The organism is Streptomyces sp. NPDC046821 (genome assembly GCF_040645335.1).
Classification (GTDB): domain Bacteria; phylum Actinomycetota; class Actinomycetes; order Streptomycetales; family Streptomycetaceae; genus Streptomyces.
In genome coordinates, this window is sequence record NZ_JBEYYB010000011.1 from 43,017 (window position 1) to 61,699 (window position 18,683).

General features: G+C 69.3%; 17 protein-coding genes. 12 read left to right on the plus strand and 5 right to left on the minus strand.

Going from position 1 to position 18,683, the window contains the following annotated elements; translation table 11 throughout:
* Positions 1-162 precede the first annotated feature (162 nt).
* The 6 genes from ABZ893_RS22875 (at position 163) to ABZ893_RS22900 (ending at position 7,403) form a co-directional block, all read left to right on the plus strand.
* The gene (locus tag ABZ893_RS22875) at positions 163-1,152 is read left to right on the plus strand and encodes an ABC transporter permease (RefSeq protein ID WP_361406773.1); all 990 of its coding nucleotides are present in this window, start codon (positions 163-165) and stop codon (positions 1,150-1,152) included.
* Positions 1,153-1,244: 92 nt separating this feature from the next.
* Positions 1,245-2,963: an ABC transporter substrate-binding protein gene (locus ABZ893_RS22880; protein WP_361406775.1), complete on the plus strand. Its 1,719-nt coding sequence runs from the start codon at positions 1,245-1,247 to the stop codon at positions 2,961-2,963.
* Between the two features lie 68 nt (positions 2,964-3,031).
* Entirely contained in the window at positions 3,032-4,033 is a 1,002-nt protein-coding gene (locus ABZ893_RS22885) for an ABC transporter permease (protein WP_361406777.1), read from the plus strand.
* Positions 4,034-4,128: 95 nt separating this feature from the next.
* Entirely contained in the window at positions 4,129-5,121 is a 993-nt protein-coding gene (locus ABZ893_RS22890; RefSeq protein ID WP_361407253.1) for an ABC transporter ATP-binding protein, read from the plus strand.
* Positions 5,118-6,119: an oligopeptide/dipeptide ABC transporter ATP-binding protein gene (locus ABZ893_RS22895; RefSeq protein ID WP_361406779.1), complete on the plus strand. Its 1,002-nt coding sequence runs from the start codon at positions 5,118-5,120 to the stop codon at positions 6,117-6,119. The genes ABZ893_RS22890 and ABZ893_RS22895 overlap by 4 nt, the downstream gene beginning before the upstream one ends.
* A gap of 69 nt (positions 6,120-6,188) precedes the next feature.
* Positions 6,189-7,403 carry an amidohydrolase family protein gene (locus ABZ893_RS22900; protein ID WP_361406781.1) on the plus strand — a complete coding sequence of 405 codons (1,215 nt, stop codon included), beginning with the start codon at positions 6,189-6,191 and terminating at the stop codon, positions 7,401-7,403.
* 79 nt (positions 7,404-7,482) lie between these two features.
* Here ABZ893_RS22900 and ABZ893_RS22905 read toward each other — a convergent pair whose 3' ends face one another.
* Both ABZ893_RS22905 and ABZ893_RS22910 read right to left on the minus strand, forming a co-directional pair.
* Complete coding sequence (locus ABZ893_RS22905) at positions 7,483-7,974, minus strand: hypothetical protein (RefSeq protein WP_361406783.1); 492 nt, start codon at positions 7,972-7,974, stop codon at positions 7,483-7,485.
* Positions 7,975-7,995: 21 nt separating this feature from the next.
* The gene (locus tag ABZ893_RS22910; protein WP_361406785.1) at positions 7,996-9,225 is read right to left on the minus strand and encodes a hypothetical protein; all 1,230 of its coding nucleotides are present in this window, start codon (positions 9,223-9,225) and stop codon (positions 7,996-7,998) included.
* Positions 9,226-9,344: 119 nt separating this feature from the next.
* Here ABZ893_RS22910 and ABZ893_RS22915 point away from each other — a divergent pair, with 119 nt between their 5' ends.
* Positions 9,345-10,079, plus strand: coding sequence for a class I SAM-dependent methyltransferase (locus ABZ893_RS22915; RefSeq protein ID WP_361406787.1), 735 nt, complete (start codon positions 9,345-9,347; stop codon positions 10,077-10,079).
* A 5-nt stretch (positions 10,080-10,084) separates the two neighbouring features.
* Here ABZ893_RS22915 and ABZ893_RS22920 read toward each other — a convergent pair whose 3' ends face one another.
* Positions 10,085-11,122 (minus strand): LacI family DNA-binding transcriptional regulator, encoded by a 1,038-nt coding sequence (locus ABZ893_RS22920; RefSeq protein WP_361406789.1) that lies wholly within the window; start codon positions 11,120-11,122, stop codon positions 10,085-10,087.
* A gap of 180 nt (positions 11,123-11,302) precedes the next feature.
* Between ABZ893_RS22920 and ABZ893_RS22925 the strand changes: the two genes are divergently transcribed.
* From ABZ893_RS22925 to ABZ893_RS22945, 5 genes are read left to right on the plus strand one after another with little or no spacing between them, the layout of a single operon-like run.
* Positions 11,303-12,202, plus strand: a complete 900-nt coding sequence (locus ABZ893_RS22925) for an ABC transporter substrate-binding protein (protein WP_361406791.1) — start codon at positions 11,303-11,305, stop codon at positions 12,200-12,202.
* A complete protein-coding gene (locus tag ABZ893_RS22930; protein ID WP_361406793.1) occupies positions 12,199-13,302 on the plus strand; it encodes an amino acid ABC transporter permease in 1,104 nt (367 codons plus the stop codon). The genes ABZ893_RS22925 and ABZ893_RS22930 overlap by 4 nt, the downstream gene beginning before the upstream one ends.
* Before the next feature lies 1 nt (position 13,303).
* Complete coding sequence (locus ABZ893_RS22935; RefSeq protein ID WP_361406794.1) at positions 13,304-14,047, plus strand: amino acid ABC transporter ATP-binding protein; 744 nt, start codon at positions 13,304-13,306, stop codon at positions 14,045-14,047.
* Positions 14,044-14,796 (plus strand): type 1 glutamine amidotransferase, encoded by a 753-nt coding sequence (locus ABZ893_RS22940; protein ID WP_361406796.1) that lies wholly within the window; start codon positions 14,044-14,046, stop codon positions 14,794-14,796. The genes ABZ893_RS22935 and ABZ893_RS22940 overlap by 4 nt, the downstream gene beginning before the upstream one ends.
* A 32-nt stretch (positions 14,797-14,828) precedes the next feature.
* Complete coding sequence (locus ABZ893_RS22945; RefSeq protein ID WP_361406798.1) at positions 14,829-15,422, plus strand: DinB family protein; 594 nt, start codon at positions 14,829-14,831, stop codon at positions 15,420-15,422.
* Between the two features lie 70 nt (positions 15,423-15,492).
* Here the strand turns inward: ABZ893_RS22945 and ABZ893_RS22950 are convergent, their stop codons facing one another.
* The gene (locus tag ABZ893_RS22950) at positions 15,493-16,272 is read right to left on the minus strand and encodes an SDR family oxidoreductase (protein ID WP_361406800.1); all 780 of its coding nucleotides are present in this window, start codon (positions 16,270-16,272) and stop codon (positions 15,493-15,495) included.
* A gap of 69 nt (positions 16,273-16,341) precedes the next feature.
* On the minus strand, positions 16,342-18,612 hold the full coding sequence (locus ABZ893_RS22955; protein WP_361407255.1) for an FdhF/YdeP family oxidoreductase: 2,271 nt from the start codon (positions 18,610-18,612) through the stop codon (positions 16,342-16,344).
* Positions 18,613-18,683: the final 71 nt, after the last annotated feature.

Here is an 18,683-nt window from a genome sequence, read left to right on the forward strand (position 1 = left end):
GTGGAAAACGCGATTCTTGGTATACCGTTCCGGCCATTCCACTCCGCCGAGCACCCAAGGATCGACGTGCCGGATCCCCATGAGTCTCCGAGTCGGACGCCCAGCGCCGACACGCCGCAGCCTCCCGACGGGCAGGTGGCCACCCTGCCTTCACCGGAGTCCGTGGCCGCATCCACCGGGCCCGAGCCCGCCGCGGAGATCGCCACCGCGCGGTCGTTGATCGGCACGGCGTGGCTCCGGATCCGGCGCAGCCGAATAGCCATGGCGGCGCTGGTCGTGGTGTGCCTGATGGTGCTGTTCGCCGTCCTGGCCCCGCTCCTGGTGAAGATCGAGGGCTCCGACCCGTTCACCTCCCGTACCGGGCCGGACTTCCTGGACGACTTCACCACCCCTGGCCTGCCGCTTTCGTACTACCGCTACCCGTCGGGCGAGCACTGGCTCGGCCTCGAACCGGGCCTGGGCCGCGACATCTTCGCGCGCATGGCCTACGGTGCGAGGATCTCGCTGACCATCGCCCTGCTGTCCACGGTGGTGTCCGTCTTCCTGGGTACCGTTCTCGGTGCCGCCGCCGGATACTTCGGCGGCAAGGTCGACATGGTGATCAGCCGCGTGATGGACCTCTTCCTGGCCTTCCCGCACCTGCTGCTCGTCCTGTCGCTGACCCCGATCATGCAGTCCCGGCTCCGGGGCACCTCGCTCGACTCGGGCAGTCTGGTCCCGATCGCCTCACTGGTGATCATCCTGGGCTTCTTCGGCTGGGCGTACCTCGCCCGAGTCGTCCGCGGCCAGGTGCTTTCGATCAGGCAGCAGGAGTTCGTCGAGGCCGCCCAGGCCTACGGCGCCTCCCACCGGAGCATCATCTTCCGCCAGATCATCCCGAACGTCATGGGCGTCGTGCTGGTCTACGCCACGATGATGATCCCCACCAACATCACCGCGGAGGCGGCCCTTTCCTTCCTCGGTGTCGGCGTCAAGGACCCCACTCCTTCGTGGGGCCAGATGCTCAACGCGGCCCAGTCCGGGAACTGGTACCTGTCGGACCCCTGGTTCCTGGCCGTGCCGGCCGGCGCGCTGGTGATCACCGTGCTCGCCTTCAACCTCCTCGGCGACGCCGTCCGCGACGCCCTGGACCCCAAGTCCTCTCGTCACTGATCCACTCGCGGCGCGTCCACGGTCCTTTGGCCGTGACCCACCCTCAGTTCCACCTCTGACGCGCCACACCTTTCCGTCCGCAAGGAGTAGCAGTGAATCGAAGCACCATGGCGGCGATCGCCCTGACGGCGACCGCAGGGCTGGCCCTGACCGCCTGTGGCGGCGCCAAGCCCACCCCCGGAGACAAGCAGGGCGCCGCCAAGGACGCCTATGCACCGGTCACGGTCGGGAAGGGTTTCACCACCAAGGGCGGCAACATCAACGTCCTCATGTCGTCCGACTTCCAGACCCTGGACCCGGGCAACAGCAACTACGTGCAGACGGCGAACGTCGGCCAGCTGTACTACCGCACGCTGGTCATGGCCAAGGAGACCGCGGGCCAGCCGCCCAAGATGGTCCCCGACATGGCCACCGACCTCGGCAAGGTGTCCAAGGACGGTCTGACCTGGACCTACACCCTGAAGAAGGGCCTCAAGTTCGAGGACGGGTCGCCGATCACCAGCAAGGACATCAAGTACGGTGTCGAGCGCACCTACGCCCGCGACGTCTACACCCAGGCGCCGCAGGAGCTCAACGCCGCGCTGTCGGACGACAGTTACAAGGGCCCGTACCACGGTGGCGACTTCAAGGGCATCGACACTCCGAACGACCAGACGATCGTCTTCCACCTGAAGCAGCCGTACGCCGAGTTCCCGGCCCTGGTCTCCCGCTCCAACACGGCGCCGGTGCCGAAGGCCAAGGACACCAAGCTCGACTACACCAACCACCCGGTGTCGTCCGGCCCGTACAAGATCAAGTCGTACGACCGCGGCCGCCAGATGAAGTTGGTCCGCAACGCCGAGTGGGACCCCGCCACCGACCCCAACCGCTCCGCCCTGCCGGACACGTTCACCTTCAGCCTGTCGACCGCCCAGGCGACGATCAGCCAGCAGCTGCTCGCCGACTCCGACCCGACGGCGATCACCCTGGACAGCAATGGCGGCCTCCAGGCCTCCGACGCGGCCAAGCTGAACGACCCCGCGGTCAAGAAGCGCACCGCCGCCGGCCTCCTCGGCTGCACCGACGTGCTGAACTTCAACACCGAGACCATCAAGGACAAGGACGTCCGCAAGGCCATGGCGCTCGCCATCGACCGCGCGTCCATCCAGGTCCAGTACGGCGGCGCCCGTTTCGGCAAGCTCGCGCAGTCCTACATCAACCCGGCCCAGGTCGGCTACGTCCCGCAGCACACGGACCTCGACCCCACCGGCAAGCCGAAGCTGGACGAGGCCAAGAAGCTGATCCAGGGCAAGAACGTCCCGAAGAAGCTGGTCTACGGCTACGCCGACACCAACGCCCGGTACAAGAACGTCGGTACCGTCCTCCAGCAGAACCTCAAGGCGCTCGGCATCGACCTCCAGCTGCGTCCGATCCCGGCGGCCAACTACTACACCGTTCTCGCCGGTGACCAGATGCCCGACATCGCCCGCAGCGGCTGGTGCGGTGGCGCCGACAGCGGTTCGGTCCGTACGACGATCGACCCGAACATCGGCCCGAGCCTGGACGGCAAGACCTACGGGTTCTCCAACATCCCGCGCTACCACGACCCGAAGATCGCCAAGGCCATGTACGACCTGCGCGGCACCAACGGCTCCAGTGAGGAGCTCGGCAAGAAGTGGGCCACTCTCTTCGACCAGGCCATGCAGGACTACCCGCTGGTCCCGCTGATCCGCAGCTACACCAGCAGCGTCGTCGGCGACAAGGTGCGTGACGCTCAGATGGGTTACTTCTTCGGCGCCATCGATCTGTCGACCGTCGGCGTCCAGCACTGACGTTCTCGCAACTGAGAGCACTAGAGAGGTAGAACGGTGAGTTCATCCCGAGCCGGCAGGTCGCAGCTGTGACCAGTTTCCTGATGCGGCGCTTCGTCGCGATGATCGTGCTGCTGTTCGTCATCAGCTTCGTGACGTTCACGTTGTTCCAACTCGGTCCTGCGGACCCGGCCGCGGCGGCCTGCGGGCAGGAATGCACCCCGCAGCGCATAGCCGAGGCCCGGGTGGCGCTCGGGATGGACAAGCCGTTCCTCACGCAGTACTTCACCTACATGTCGGGTCTCCTGGGCAGCCACATGGTGGGCGCGCCCGGGGCCGAGACCCTGTGCTCGTGGCCGTGCCTCGGCAAGTCGTTCCAGACGAACGAGGACGTCACCTCGATCATCGCGCGGGCCCTGCCCTACACGCTGTCGGTGGCCAGCGGCGCGATCATCCTGTGGACCGTCGTCGGCGTCGGCTTCGGCCTGCTGGCCGCGCTCCGCAAGGGCAAGTTCACCGACAAGCTCATCGTCGGCGGCGCCTCGGTGGGCGTGTCCCTCCCCATCCCGGTGACCGGCCTGTTGCTGCTGCTCCTGTTCGTCAGCACGCTCCACATGCTGCCGTTCACCACCAACGAGATCTCCTCGCCGTTCGGGGCCGCCGGCCCCGGGGGCTGGTTCCTCAACTACCTGTTGCCCTGGGTCGCGCTCGCGGTGCTGTTCAGCGCCCAGTACATCCGTGTCACCAGAAGCAACATGCTGGAGACCCTGGGCGAGGACTTCATGCGGACCGCCCGCTCCAAGGGCCTCTCCCGGCGCAGCATCATCTTCAAGCACGGCGCCCGCGCCGGCATCACTCCGGTGGTCACCATGCTCGGCCTCGACATCGGCACCCTCCTCGGCGGCGCCGTGCTCACCGAGCAGATCTTCTCGGTGCCGGGCGTCGGCTTCACCGCCGTCCACGCCGCGCAGTCCGGTGACCTGCCGGTCACGATGGCCATCACGATGATGGCCGCGTTCTTCATCATTGTCGCCAACGTCCTGGTCGACATCGCCTACGCGGTGATCGACCCGCGAGTGAGGGTCGCCTGATGACCACACCCGAAGCCGCGCCGGAAGCCGCCTCCGAAAGCACGCCTGGAGCCGTCTCCGAGGCCGCACCCGAGGCCAAGTCCGCGGCCGCGCCCATGCTGTCCATCCGCGACCTGCGGGTGAGCTTCCCGACCGACGACGGCGTTGTGCACGCCGTCAACGGGATGGACCTCACCCTGGCCCGCGGGGAGACCGTCGGAATCGTCGGCGAGTCCGGTTCCGGCAAGACCGTGACGAGCCAGGCCCTCATGGGCCTGCTCAAGGACACGACGGCCTCCGTCACCGGCGAGATCCTGCTCGACGGCCAGGACCTCAACAAGCTGACCGAGTCGCAGATGCGGGCCCACCGCGGCAAGAAGATTGCGATGATCTTCCAGGACCCGCTGTCGGCGATGCACCCCTTCTATCCCGTAGGCGCCCAGATCGCCGAGGCGTACCGGGTGCACAACAACGTGTCGAAGAAGGCCGCCGCACAGGTCGCCGTCGACATGCTCGGCCGCGTCGGCATCCCCGACCCCAAGCGCCGCTACTCCGCCTACCCGCACGAGTTCTCCGGCGGTATGCGGCAGCGCGCGATGATCGCCATGGCGCTCGTGTGCGAACCCGAGCTCCTGATCGCCGACGAGCCCACCACCGCGCTCGACGTCACCGTGCAGGCCCAGATCCTCGACCTGCTCAACGAACTGCAGCAGGAGACCGGCACCTCCGTGATCCTGGTGACCCACGACCTCGGCGTCGTCGCCGAGGTCTGCCACCAGGTCGTGGTGATGTACGGCGGCGAGTGCGTGGAACAGGCCACCGTGGCCGACCTCTTCGCCGACCCGCGCCACCCCTACACCCAGGGCCTGCTGGCCTCCATGCCGTCTCTGGCGCAGCGCTCCGAGCGGCTCAGCCCGATCCCGGGCTTCCCGCCGTCGCTGCTCGCCCTGCCCGAGGGCTGCCTCTTCGCGGACCGCTGCCCGAAGACGCACCTGGTGCCCGACGACGCCTGCTTCACCACCCGTCCGACGCTCATCGGCGTCGACGGACACCACCCCTCGCGGTGCCACCTGGAGACCCTGCAACCGACCGGAGAGGTGGCATCATGACGCCGCTGCTGGAGGTCACCGACCTGACCAAGCACTTCCCGATCCGCTCCCGCGGACTGGGGCGCTCGCACGGCGCGATCAAGGCCGTCGACGGCGTCACCTTCTCGGTCGGCGCCGGCCAGACCCTCGGCCTGGTGGGGGAGTCCGGCTGTGGCAAGTCGACCACGGGCCGCCTCCTCATGCGCCTCCTCGAGCCGACGTCGGGCAGCATCAAGCTCGACGGCCGGGAGATCGCCGAACTCAAGCGTTCGGAACTCCAGGAGTACCGGCGCAAGGTCCAGATGGTGTTCCAGAACCCGTCGTCCTCCCTCAACCCCCGCCAGTCCGTGGGCAGCGCCATCGCGGCGCCCCTGCTGGCCCAGGGGATCACGCCCACCGGCGGTGTGAAGGCCAAGGTGCGGGACCTCATGGACCGGGTGGGCCTGCGCCCCGACCACTACAACCGCTTCCCGCACGAGTTCTCCGGCGGCCAGAAGCAGCGCGTCGGCATCGCCCGCGCGCTCGCCCTGGACCCGCAGCTGATCATCTGCGACGAACCGGTGTCCGCCCTGGACGTCTCCGTGCAGGCGCAGGTGATCAACCTCCTGGAGGACATCCAGCGGGACACCGGCGTGGCGTACCTCTTCATCGCCCACGACCTGTCCGTGGTCCAGCACTTCGCCGACCGCATCGCCGTCATGTACCTCGGCAAGATCATGGAGTACGGCGAGACCGACCGGGTCTTCGGCGCTCCCGAGCACCCGTACACCCGGGCGCTGCTCTCCGCCGTCCCGCAGCCCGACCCGGCCGCGGACCGCAGCGGGCGCATCCGGCTCAAGGGCGACCTGCCCAGCCCGGCCGACCCGCCGCGCGGCTGCGTGTTCCAGTCCCGCTGCCCCGTGTACGTGGGCCTCGATCCCGAGCGCAAGCAGCTCTGCTCGGAAAAGGTGCCGACCGGGGACGTGGCCTGCCACCACATCGACATCGCCGCCGAGGCCCTGGCCCCGGCGTCCGGCTGACCCGCTCCGACCGGGCGCCGGCAGCCGTACCGCGATACCGCACTACCGCACAACAGAAAGGTGACAGCTGTGTTGATCCGTGACGTCCGCCCGTGGGGTGGTCCGAACAGTGACGTCGAACTGTCCGGTGACCGCATCACGGCGATCCGTCCGCACGACCCGGCGGCCGCGCCGCCGGCCGGCGAGGTGGTCGAGGGCCGCGGCAGACTGTTGCTGCCGTCGTTCAGCGACGTTCACGTGCACCTGGACTCCACCAGGATCGGCCTGCCGTTCCGGCCGCACACCGGCGGCCCGGGCGTGTGGACGATGACGATGAACGACCGCGAGAACTGGCGCTCGGCCGAGATCCCGCTCGAGGAGCGGGTGGCCGGCACCCTGGAGCGGATGATCGCCCGCGGCACCACCCGCGTCCGGTCGTACGCCCAGGTCGACGTCGACTGCAAGCTCGAGAAGTTCGACGCCGTGGTCGCCGCCAAGGAGAAGTTCGCCGGGCAGGCCGAAGTCCAGATCATGACGTTCCCGCAGGCCGGCATCCTCCTGGAGAAGGGCACCGCCGACTACCTGGAGGCCACCCTCAAGGCGGGCGCCGACGTCATGGGCGGCATCGACCCGTGCACCCTCGACAAGGACCCCAAGGGACACCTCGACGTCGTCTTCGGGCTTGCCGAGAAGTATCAGGTCGAGGTGGACATCCACCTGCACGAGCCCGGCCACCTCGGCGTGTTCTCCACCGACCTGATCCTGGAGCGCACCCGCGCGCTCGGTATGCAGGGCAAGGTCACCATGTCCCACGCCTACGAGCTGGGCTCGGTCTCCGAGTCCGTGAGCCGTCGCATCATCGACGAGTTCGCCGAGCTCGACATCGCGATGGCCACCGTCGCCCCGTCGGCGCGCGGCCAGCTGTCCCTCGTGGAACTCACCGAGGCGGGCGTCCGCGTCGGCCTCGGCGAGGACGGCCAGCGCGACTACTGGAGCCCGTACGGCAACTGCGACATGCTCGACCGCACCTGGCAGCTGGCCTTCACGAACAACTTCCGTCGTGACGACCACATCGAGATGTCCCTCGCCGTCGCCACCATGGGTGGCGCGTCGATCATGAGCCACGACGTCCCGCGCCTCGCCGGCGTCACGGACCGCCCCGGCCTGGCCGTCGGCGACCGCGCCGACCTGCTCCTGGTCGACGGCGAGACCCCGACGAGCGCCGTGATGGACCGCGGCCAGGACCGCACGGTCCTCCACAACGGCGTCGTGGTCGCCGACCAGCTGGCCGTGATCAAGGCCTGATCCGACATAGGTGAACGGCCCTCCCTCTCCGATTCGGTCGGCGAGGGAGGGCCGTTGTCGTCTGTGCTGTGACTACACGTCAGGCGTACGTCCAGCGCCAGCGGTTGGAGCGGAGGGTGCACTTGATCCTCGCACCGTCCTCGGTGGTGGTGACGGCCTCGTGATCGCTGTTGCGGCAGAACTGTCCTGCGTCGTAGCAGTTTCCCGAATTGGAGCGGATCGAGCACGTGCCACCGGCGGCCTGACCTCCGCCTCCACCAGTCGAACCGCTCCCGCTGTCAACGGTCTTGGTGGCCTTGACGGTCTCGGTGACGGTGATCGTGGGGCGGGGTTCGGGCTTGAGGGTCTCGGTGACGGTGGGCCCGGGTTCCGGGGTGGTCGTCACGGTGACGGTGGGCGCAGGCTTGGCCTCGGCGGCGGCCGGCTGCTGCGCGGTGTTCCCGCCGCCCGTAGCCAGAGCGCCGACCAGAAGCAGTCCCGCGCCGCCGAGCCATATTCGCTTACGTTTGTGAAGCGGTCGGTTGTCGGGCGGGCGCGGCGCGGGCGGCGGCGTGTACGGATTGGTCGACATGGCTCTCAACTAACCATGTTTTCAACGCCGTTGCCCGGCATGAGCCGCGATTGCGCCCAGGACTTCAGGCATGTCCTGGTGCGGGGCGCCTATCAGTACCCGCGAGCCCTGGCCCGGCCCGGAGAGGACCTCGCAGACGGCGACGAGCGGGTAGGTGCTTTCGAGCTGCGAACGCGATGTGTACCCGCGCCGCTGCGCCTCTCTCTGCGCGCGCGTCGCTTCGTCTAGGTAGGGCTGTATCCCGTACTGGCGGCGCACCACGTGCGGGTCGCTGCGGTGGGGCGGTCGGACGGTGATCACGCGGAGGGGGCCCGGGAGCGGCCTCAATGCCACGTACGCGTTCGGATCGGGGGTCGTGCCGATGACGTCCGGGCCTACGTACAGCGGGTGTTTGAGGTCGAGGTTCCACGGGCCGGTGCCGGACACCCCGCCGTCGACCGCGTGCACCGAGACCGGACGGACCGGCTCGACGTCGGCCGCGCGCGCGAGCCAGTTGCGCGCCCACCACCGTAGCCACAGCAACGTGGGGACGAGGAGCACCACGGCCGTCACCGCGAAGCCCACCACCACCGCACGCGGCCGGGGTGCGGCCCACGCCACGAACGCCCCCACGCCGCCCGCCGCGAAAAAGACGAACACGGGAGCCAGCCACTGCCACGCCATGGCCAGGGGGTGGCGCCGCCCGCTCAGCGCCAGCCACATCGCGGCCCACAGGGGCCCGAGGCCCAGCCCGGCCAGGAGCGAGGCAAGTGCGGCGGGTCCGGTGAAGAGCCTGCCCGGGTAGTGGGTGGTCCGCACGGTGGCGGTGTCGTAGGGCGTTCCGGCCTGGATCAGCCGTACCGAGCCGCGCCACCAGAACAGGGTCACCGGCTGCCCGGCCTGCGCCCGCCCGTACACCGAATCCCGGTCGCGAGGGGCGTCGGAGGAGCGGTAGGTGAGCTCAAGAGTGCGGTGGTCGGCGCGGGTCAGTACCAGGGTGTACTTGGGGCGGGAGCGGTTGGCTTCGAAGCCCGTGTCGCTCACGGTGACGCTCTCGCGCCGCATACAGTCCGGCTCGCGGTACCGGTCCCCGCACACCTTCAACTCGCTGGTGGCGCGCCCGTTTTCGACGATCGCCAGTTTCGTGAAGTCCGTGTCGTCCCGGTGTGCCGCTTCCGCTTCCCGCCAGAACTGCCGGGCCGTCCCGAGCAGAGCGACGGCGATCAGCAGGCACACACCCGCGCGGACGAAATCCCCGACCCTGGTTCTCATCTGTTCCTCTTCCCCCGACGCCCCACCTGTGCAGCGGTCTGCGGAGTGAGCCGCAGGCATCCTACCCAGCGTGAAAAACGGAAGGCGGTGCCGAGGCTGTTCGAGATACCTTCCGGCCCATGGCTGATGAAGGCTTCCGGCACCCCAGGCTCGCCCCGCTCTACGACGTGCTCGATCCCGACCGCAGCGATCTCGACGTATACGCGCGCATGGCCGAGGAATTCGGCGCCCGCCGGGTGCTCGACATCGGCTGCGGCACAGGCGTCTTCGCGCTGCTTCTCGCCGACCGAGGGATCGACGTCGTAGGGGTCGACCCGGCCGGGGCGTCCCTCGACGTGGCCAAGGGAAAGCCGGGCAGCGACCGCGTGCGCTGGATCCACGGCGACGCCACTGATCTCCCGCCACTCCGCGTGGACCTGGCCACCATGACGGCGAACGTCGCACAGGCCATCGCCGACCCGACGGACTGGCAGGAGACGCTGAAGGGTGCCTACGAGTCACTACGCCCCGGCGGACGCCTCGTGTTCGAGACCCGGGACCCGGCCAGACGCGCCTGGGAGGAGTGGAACCGCGAGCAGACGTACGTGACGACACCGGTCCCCGGAATCGGCGAGGTCGAGAGCTGGTGCGACCTGACCGACGTGAACTGGCCGCTCGTCACGTTCCGTTGGACGTACGTCTTCTGCTCTGACGGCGAGGCGATTACGTCCGATTCGACGCTGCGCTTCCGCGAGCGCGCGGAGGTCGAGGAGGATCTGGCCGCCTGCGGGTTCGTCGTCGACGAGGTGCGTGACGCCGAGGACCGTCCGGGCAAGGAGTTCGTCTTCGTGGCACGGCGTCCCGAGGCCGGCTGAGAGAACTAGCGCCGCGTCGAGTCCCGCACCACCACCGTGCACGGCACCATCACCCCGCTCGGCGCCTTCCCGTCCAGTACGTCGATCAACATGCCGACCGACTCCGCACCCAGGCGGCGCGCGTCCAGGCTCAGGGCGGTGAGCGGCACCTCCCAGTCCTCGGCGCCGCCGGACTGCGCACCCTCACGCATCACGCTGACCATCAGGTCGCCGGGGATGCTGAGGCCGAGCTGCCTGGCCGCGATCAACAGCGCTTGCCCGTAAGTCTCGTTGAGGCCATGCACCGCGTCCGGGCGCTCGGGACCGGACAACAGCCGTAGCGCCGCCTCCACCGCGTCCTCCGTCGCGGCCGGTGTCTCCACGACCGGCGTCTGCCCGGCCGCCTCGCACCACTCCCGGTAGTGCCGCTCGCAGTCCTGGGTGTACGCGTCGGGTTCGGCGCCCGAGAGCAGGCCGACGCGGGTGGCGCCCGCCTCCCGGAGATGGCCGAGCACCTCGGCCATGCCGTGCTCCAAGTCGCTCTCGACCGTGGGTACTTGCTCGTATCCCGGGTCGATGGGGCGGCCGTCGGTGACGACGGGGAGCCCTCGGCGCGCGCAGTCCGCGAGCAGGGGGTCCTCGCGTACCGGGTCGACGATGATCAGGCCGTCCATGGGGACCCGCGCCCACAGCCCGGACGCCGGGTCGCCGGGGACGACGACGAGCGCGTAGTCCCGCTCGACCGCGGTCATGGTGGCTCCGGCGGAGAACGCCGCGTAGTACGGCCGGTAGGTGCTCGCCCACGGCCGGTCCGACATGTGGCCGACGGCGAGTCCGATGATGCCGGTGCGCCCGGACACCAGGCCCTGGGCGACAGGGTCGGGGCGGTAGCCCAGCTCCGCCGCCGCGGTGCGCACCCGCTCCCGCGTGGCCGGGGCGATCTGGCCCTTGCCGCTCAGGGCGTGGGACACCGTCGTGATGGAGAGTCCGGTGGCCCGTGCCACGTCGCGGATCCCGGGGCGCCGGCCCCCGGTCTCGGCCCGCGTGGATTTCCGGCTGGTCATGCCTCGGTCCGCCTTCCGTCTGGTGCCCCCTGCGGCCTGGGGAGCGTACTGGAGAACCGTTGTCCCGCTCCTGCGTCCCCAAAACGTTTTTGTTGCGATGAGCTCGGGGTCTTGACGAGCCCAAAACGTTTTGGGCACTGTAACGCATCACCGAAAACCGGCACTTGCCCAAGGAGCCCCATGCGCAGCATCCGTACGACTGCCGTGCCCGCACTCACCGCCCTGATGCTGGCAGCCCTCACGGCTTGCGGGGGCTCCGCCGCGGGCGGCGACGACTCCACCACCCACACCACCGACGCCAAGGGCACCACCTACGGCAAGTGCAAGGTGTCCGGTGAACGTGGCTCGATCCACCTCAAGACCGTCCAGAAGGACACCCTCACCGTCGTCGGCGACCTCCCCAGCCCCGGCTGGTGGAACGGCGACACCGTGAAGCAGATCGCGGACGGTTACGAGTACTGCATGGCCGCCAACATCGCCTACCGGGCCGGCCTGTCCAAGCTCACCGTGCGCAACGTGTCCTTCGACGCGCTCGTCGCGGGCAAGACCCAGGACTTCGACATGGCGCTCGCCGAGATCTCCATCACCGAGCCCCGCCGCAAGGTGGTCGACTTCTCCGCCCCCTACTTCGCCTCCAACATCGGCGTCCTCGTGACCCAGGGCTCCAAGGCGAGTGCGAAGAACCTCGCGGGCCTGCGCCTCGGCGTGAAGCAGGGCACGACCGGCGCCGACTTCGTCCGCGACAAGATCCGCCCCAAGACGGCCCCGAAGGTCTTCGCCGGTGACGTCGAACTGCAGGCCGCGCTCCAGGCCGGACAGGTCGACGCCGCGCTCACCGACGTCGCCATCGTCCTCGGCAAGGCCCAGGAGTCGAAGGGCAAGCTGCAGGTCATCGGCCAGTACAACACCGGTGAGTCCTACGGAGCGCTCTACCCGAAGGGGAGCAAGAACGCCTCCGTCCTCGACGGGGCCATCGGCGGCATGAAGAAGGACGGCACCCTCGACCGGCTGTCCTCCACCTACCTGGCCAAGGCCTTCGGCGGCGACCCGTCCACGATCCCCACCTGGAGCACCAAGTGACCGCCAGCTCCGACCTGTTGACGGCCGGGCCCGCCCGGCCGAAGGCGGCCGCACCGCCCCGCAATGCCCTTCCGCTGGCGGCCGCTTCGGTGGCCGGCGTCCTGGTAGCCGTCGCCCTGACCGCCGTCACCGCTCTGTCCGTCATGGACGCGGTACCCGGCGCCGGAGTGCCCGTGACGGCGGGCGCCGTCATCGTGGCCGCCGCAGTCCTCACCCAACTCCGGCCCGCGCTCAGGGCGGTGCGATCGAGCCGGCAAGCAGCCGAGGCCTGGTCGCAGGACCGGCGGGCCGACGCCCGACGGGCCGTCTCCGAAGCACGCGAGGACGCCTGGACCGCACTCGGCTGGTGCCTGACCGCACTCGTCGTGCTGGGCGCGGTCTGGTTCCTGTTCGCCAACGACCGTGCGGTACAGAGCACGTTCTTCGACGGCGGCGTCATCCGCATCAGCATCTCGGAGATCACCGCCGCCTTCGGCACCAACCTCTTCATCGCCGTCGTCGCCCAGGTGCTGATCCTCGTCTGGGGCCTCGCCCTCGCACTCGCCCGGATGGCACCGGGCCGGGCCGGACGGCCGCTGCGACTGCTCGCCACCACCTACATCGACGGCTTCCGCGCCGTCCCCGCGATCATCATCATCTACCTGATCGGCTTCGGCCTGCCGCTGGCCAAGGTACCGTTCCTCAGCTCCCTCAGCCCGGTCTGGTTCGCCATCCTGGCGCTCACCCTGACCTACGGCGCGTACGTCGCCGAGGTGTTCCGCGCCGGCATCGAGTCCATCGCGCCCGGCCAGAGCGCCGCCGCCCGCTCACTCGGCCTCTCGCAGAGCTCCACCCTGCGCCACGTCGTCCTGCCCCAGGCCACCCGCCGTGTCGTCCCGCCGCTCCTCAACGACTTCATCAGCCTCCAGAAGGACACCGCGCTGGTGAACGTCATCGGCACCATCGACGCCTTCAACCAGTCGAAGATCTTCGCCTCCAACCACTTCAACCTCTCCTCGGTGACTGTGGTCGCGGCGCTCTTCATCCTCATCACCATTCCGCAGGCCCGCCTGGTCGACCGCCTCGTGGCCCGCGAGCAGCGCCGCGGCAAGGGAGCCTGACATGGCCTTCATCGAGATCGACGGCGTACACAAGAGCTACGGCGACACCCCCGTGCTCAAGGGCATCGACCTGAACGTCGAACAGCACCAGGTCGTGACCCTCATCGGCGCCTCCGGCAGCGGCAAGAGCACCCTGCTGCGCTGCATCAACGGCCTGGAGGACATCAGCGGCGGCGAGATCCGCGTCGACGGGGAAGTCGCCTCCGGACGAGGCACCGACGTGGACCGGCTCCGCCGCGACGTCGGCATGGTCTTCCAGCACTTCAACCTCTTCCCGCACATGAGCGTCGTACGCAACGTCGCCCTCGCGCCCATGCGGGTGGGAGGTGTGCCGCGGGCCGTGGCCGAGGAACAGGCCCGCACACTGCTCAAGCGGGTCGGCCTCGCCGACAAGGCCGACAGTATGCCGGACCAGCTGTCCGGCGGTCAGCAGCAGCGCGTGGCCATCGTCCGCGCCCTGGCCACCGGCCCGCGCGCACTGCTCCTCGACGAGATCACCTCCGCCCTGGACCCTGAACTCGTCGCGGAAGTCCTGGCCATCGTGCGCGAACTCGCCGAAGGCGGCATGACCATGCTGCTGGCCACCCACGAGATGGGCTTCGCCCGGGAGGTGTCGAACAAGGTGTGTTTCCTGCATCAGGGAGTTCTGCTGGAGGAAGGGCCGCCGGAGCAGATCTTCGGCGACCCGCAGCAGGAGCGCACCCGCGCCTTCCTGCGCCGCATCGTCGAGGCGGGCCGGCTGTGAGCGCCGCGCGAGTGCTCGTCGTCGAGCACGAGGACGGTACGGGACCGGCCCAGGTCGGCGAACGCCTCGCGGGCCAGGGACTCGACATCGACCTGTGCCGCCCATGGGCCGGGGACGAACTGCCCAGCACCCTCGACGGCCACGACGGCCTGCTCGTCCTCGGCGGTTCCATGGGCCCGTACGACGACGAACGGGCGCCCTGGCTGCCCGCGGTGTGCGACCTGCTGCGCCAGGCGGTGGCCCGTGACGTACCCACACTCGGGATCTGCCTGGGCATGGAACTGCTCACGGTCGCCTGCGGGGGAGAGGTGCGGCACGCCGCTCTCCCTGAAGTCGGACTGATCGAGCTGACGCCACTTCAGGAGGCTGCCAAGGACAGGCTGTTCGAGCCGTTCTCGGACTCGGGCCGATGGCTGCGCGCCGTGCAGTGGCACTGGGAGGAGACCGGCACCCTGCCCGAGGGCGCCGTCCCGCTCGTCACCAGCGAGCGCTGCGCCCACCAGGCGTACCGGATCGGCACCTCGGTCTGGGGAGTGCAGTTCCACCCCGAGGTCCTGGCCGGTGACATCCGCACCTGGGGAGCGTCCGACGTGGGCCCGCTGCACGAACTCGGACTCGACCCCGCCGGTGTCGTGGCCGAGGTGGACCGCGAGGAGACCGCGCTGCGCGAGCTGTGGGGTGCCTTCGCGGAACAGTGGGGCTCGATCGTGGCGGATCACCGTTCGGCCGAGGCGCGTCCATCGGCGTAGTTCGGGAGACTCACGCGGGGCACACTGACCCCATGACCGCCTCGGATCCGAAAGACGACCTCCGCCAGTACCTTCAGTCCGCCCGGGACGCCCTTCTCTGGAAACTCGAAGGGCTCTCCGAGTACGACATCCGCCGCCCGCTCACGCCGACCGGTACCAACCTCCTGGGGTTGGTGAAGCACGTGGCCAGCGTCGAACTCGGCTACCTTGGCGACACGTTCGCGCGGCCGTCCGGTGAGCCGCAGCCGTGGCTGGAGGAGGGGGCCGAACTCAACGCCGACATGTGGGCCACCGCCGACGAGTCCCGCGAGGACATCGTGGGGCTCTACCGGCGGGCCTGGGCGCACGCGGACGCGACGATCGAGGCGCTGCCCCTGGACACGACCGGCAAGGTGCCGTGGTGGCCAGACGGGAAGGACGAGGTGACGCTGCATCACGCCGTCGTGCGCGTCATCGCCGACACCCATCGCCACGCCGGCCACGCCGACATCCTCCGCGAACTCCTTGACGGAGCCGTGGGGATGAATGAGGGCAAGGACAACATGGCGTCCACCGACGAGAGTTGGTGGACGGACTATCGGGACCGGGTCGAAAGCGCGGCCCGGGAAGCCGACGGGCGGGTGTGAGGCTCGGGGTGTGGGTGGGCACATGTCCACCCACACCCGGTGGGGACCGACCCCACCCCGGCGTCGCCCCCTAGTGGACCGAGAACCCGCCGTCCACGAAGATCGACTGCCCGGTGACATACGCGGACCCGCGCCCCGCCAGGAACACCGCCGCCCCTGCGAAGTCCTCCGCGAGGCCGTTGCGCCCGACCATCGTGCGGGCGGCCAGCGCCGCGACCTTCTCCGGGTCGCTCGACAGCCGCTGGTTGAGGGGCGTCATGACGAAGCCCGGGACGAGCGTGTTGGCCGTGACGCCGTGCGGCGACCACGCCTCGGCCTGCGAACGCGCCAGCGCTTCCAGAGCCCCCTTCGAGACCCCGTAAGCACCGCTCTGCACGAACGCGCGGTGTGCCTGCTGGGACGTGATGTGGATGATCCGCCCGAAGCCCCGCTCGGCCATCCCGGGACCGAACCGCTGGCCGAGCAGGTACGGCGCCTCCAGGTTCACCGCCATCGTGGTGTCCCACACCTCGTCGCCGATCTCGCTCATCGGAGGACGCAGATTGATCCCGGCGCTGTTGACCAGGATGTCGGGCTCCCCGAACACCGCGGCCGCCTGATCGGCCGCCGCGCGCACCCCGTCACGGGTACTGAGGTCCCCGCTCACCCAGGCCGCCCGGCAGCCCTCGGCCGTCAACGCGTCGACGGTGGCGGCGAGTTCGGCCTCCTTGCGGGCCACGATCACGACACTGGCTCCGGCCCGCGCGAGAGCTTCCGCGATGCCTCGGCCGATGCCGGAACTACCGCCGGTCACCAGTGCCGTTCGGCCGTCGAGCGAGAAGAGTTCGGAGAGATAGGTGTGCGTCGTCATACACGCACCCTAGTAGGCGTGATCACGATGACGGAGTCGGTCCCAGGGATCGGACACCGGCCGGCACCCTCAACCAGACGCCTCGATCGTCACCTTCACATGCTTCATGATGGGCTGGCCGCTCTGCGTGCTGTAGTCGGACAGCGCGCACAGCACGTTCATCTCGGGCATGTACCCGGCCGCGCAGCCGCGTGGGATGTCGTACGGGACGGCGAGGTACCCGTTGAGATTGCGGTGGGTGCCGTCCTTCGCGGTGCTGGTGATGTCGACGGGGTCGAACTCCGAGATTCCGCGTTCCCGCATGTCGTCCTTGTTCATGAAGACGAGCGTGCGCAGGTTCTTGATGCCGCGGTACCGGTCGTTGTCGGAGTAGATCGTGGTGTTCCACTGGTCGTGCGAGCGCATCGTGCCGAGAGCCAGCGTGCCGGGGGTGGGGACGACGTCGGGAAGCTGCGCGGCGGAGAACTCGGCGCCGCCGGACGGCGTGAGGAAGACCAACTCGCGGGCCGGCTGACGCAGGCGGAAGCCGAGCGGCAGGCGTACCCGCCGGTTGAAGTCCTCGAAGCCGTCCAGGACTTGGGCCATCGTGTCGCGGATACGGTCGTAGTCCTCGACGTACCACTCCCACGGTGTGGAAGTGTCCGGCAGGGCCGCGCTCGCGATGCCCGCGACGATCGCGGGCTCGGACAGCAACTGGGGCGAGGCGGGGCGCTTCATGCCGACGGAGAGGTGGACCATGCTCATCGAGTCCTCGACCGACGTGCTCTGGAGCCCCTTGCGCTGATCGTCCTTCTCCGTGCGGCCCAGGCACGGCAGGATCAGCGCCTGGCGGCCGTGGACGAGGTGGCTGCGGTTGAGCTTGGTGCTCACCTGGACGGTGAGGTCGCAGTTGCGCAGAGCCTCGTACGTGACCCGGGTGTCCGGCGCGGCGAGGGCGAAGTTGCCGCCCATGCCGACGAACACCTTCACATCACCGGCGCGCATGGCCTTGATGGTGCCGACGGTGTCCAGGCCGTGGGCGCGCGGCGGGTCGATCTCGCACACCTCGGCCAGCCGGTCCAGGAACGCGTCGGTGGGCCGGTGGTCGATGCCGCAGGTGCGGTTGCCCTGGACGTTGCTGTGGCCGCGCACGGGGGAGGGGCCCGCGCCCTCACGGCCGAGGTTCCCGCGCAGCAGAAGCAGGTTGACGATCTCGCGGACGGTGTCGACGCCGTGCTCGTGCTGGGTGAGGCCCAGGCACCAGCTGATGATGCTGCGGTCGGCCTCGCGGTACACACGCGCCGCCCTGAGGATGTCGGCGCGGCTCACCCCGGACTGCTGCTCGAGCTCCTCCCAGGGCGTGTTCCGGCACAGCTCCCGGTACGCGTCGAAGCCCGTGGTGTAGCGGTCGACGAACTCCTGGTCCAGCGCCTTGGGGTCCTTCTCGGCCTGCTCGAAGACGGCCTTGGCGATGCCGCGAAGGAGCGCCATGTCACCGCCGATGCGCGGCTGGAGGTTCAGGCTGCTGGTCTTCGTCTTCTTGTTCAGCGCCATGCCCACGAAGTCGTGCGGGACGATGGTGCGGGTGGCCGCGGCCTCGACGATCGGGTTGATGTGGACGATCCGGGCGCCCCGGCGGTGGGCCTCGGACAGGGCGGTCAGCATCCGGGGCGCGTTGGAGGCGGCGTTGACCCCGATGATGAACAGGGCGTCCGCGCTCTCCCAGTCTTTGAGGTCGACGGTCCCCTTGCCGGTGCCGAGTGACGCCTGCAGGGCGCGACCGCTGGCCTCGTGGCACATGTTGGAACAGTCGGGGAGGTTGTTCGTGCCCAGCTCGCGGGCCATCAACTGGTAGAGGAAGGTGGCCTCGTTGCCGAGGCGGCCCGACGTGTAGAACGCCGCCTGGTTCGGGTCGTCCAGCTCCCGCAGCGCACGGCCGGCCAGCTCGAACGCGTCCTTCCACTTGATCGGGACGTAGTGGTCCGTATCAGGGTCGTAGACCATCGGCTCGGTGAGGCGGCCCTGGTCCTCCAGCCGGAAGTCGCTCCAGCCGGACAGCTCGGTCACCGAGTGCGCGGCGAAGAACTCACGTCCCACGCGCTTGCGCGTCATCTCCCAGGTGACGTGCTTGATGCCGTTCTCGCAGATGTCGAGCTTGAGACCCTTGGTGTCGTCCGGCCACGCGCACCCGGGACAGTCGAACCCCGTGTTCTCGTGGTTCATCCGCATGATCGCCCGCGGCCCGTCGATCAACTCCCGCTCGCGCACAAGGAATTGCGTCACGCTCTTGGCAGCGCCCCAGCCGGCGGCGGGGTGGTGGTACGGGTGGAACTCGGGTTGCTCCTGGGGGACCGGCCCCATGCCGGGCCCCCGCTCTTCCTTCTTCTGCGCGTCGCTGTCGGTGGCCAAGAGTCTCAGATCCTTCGGCGGCA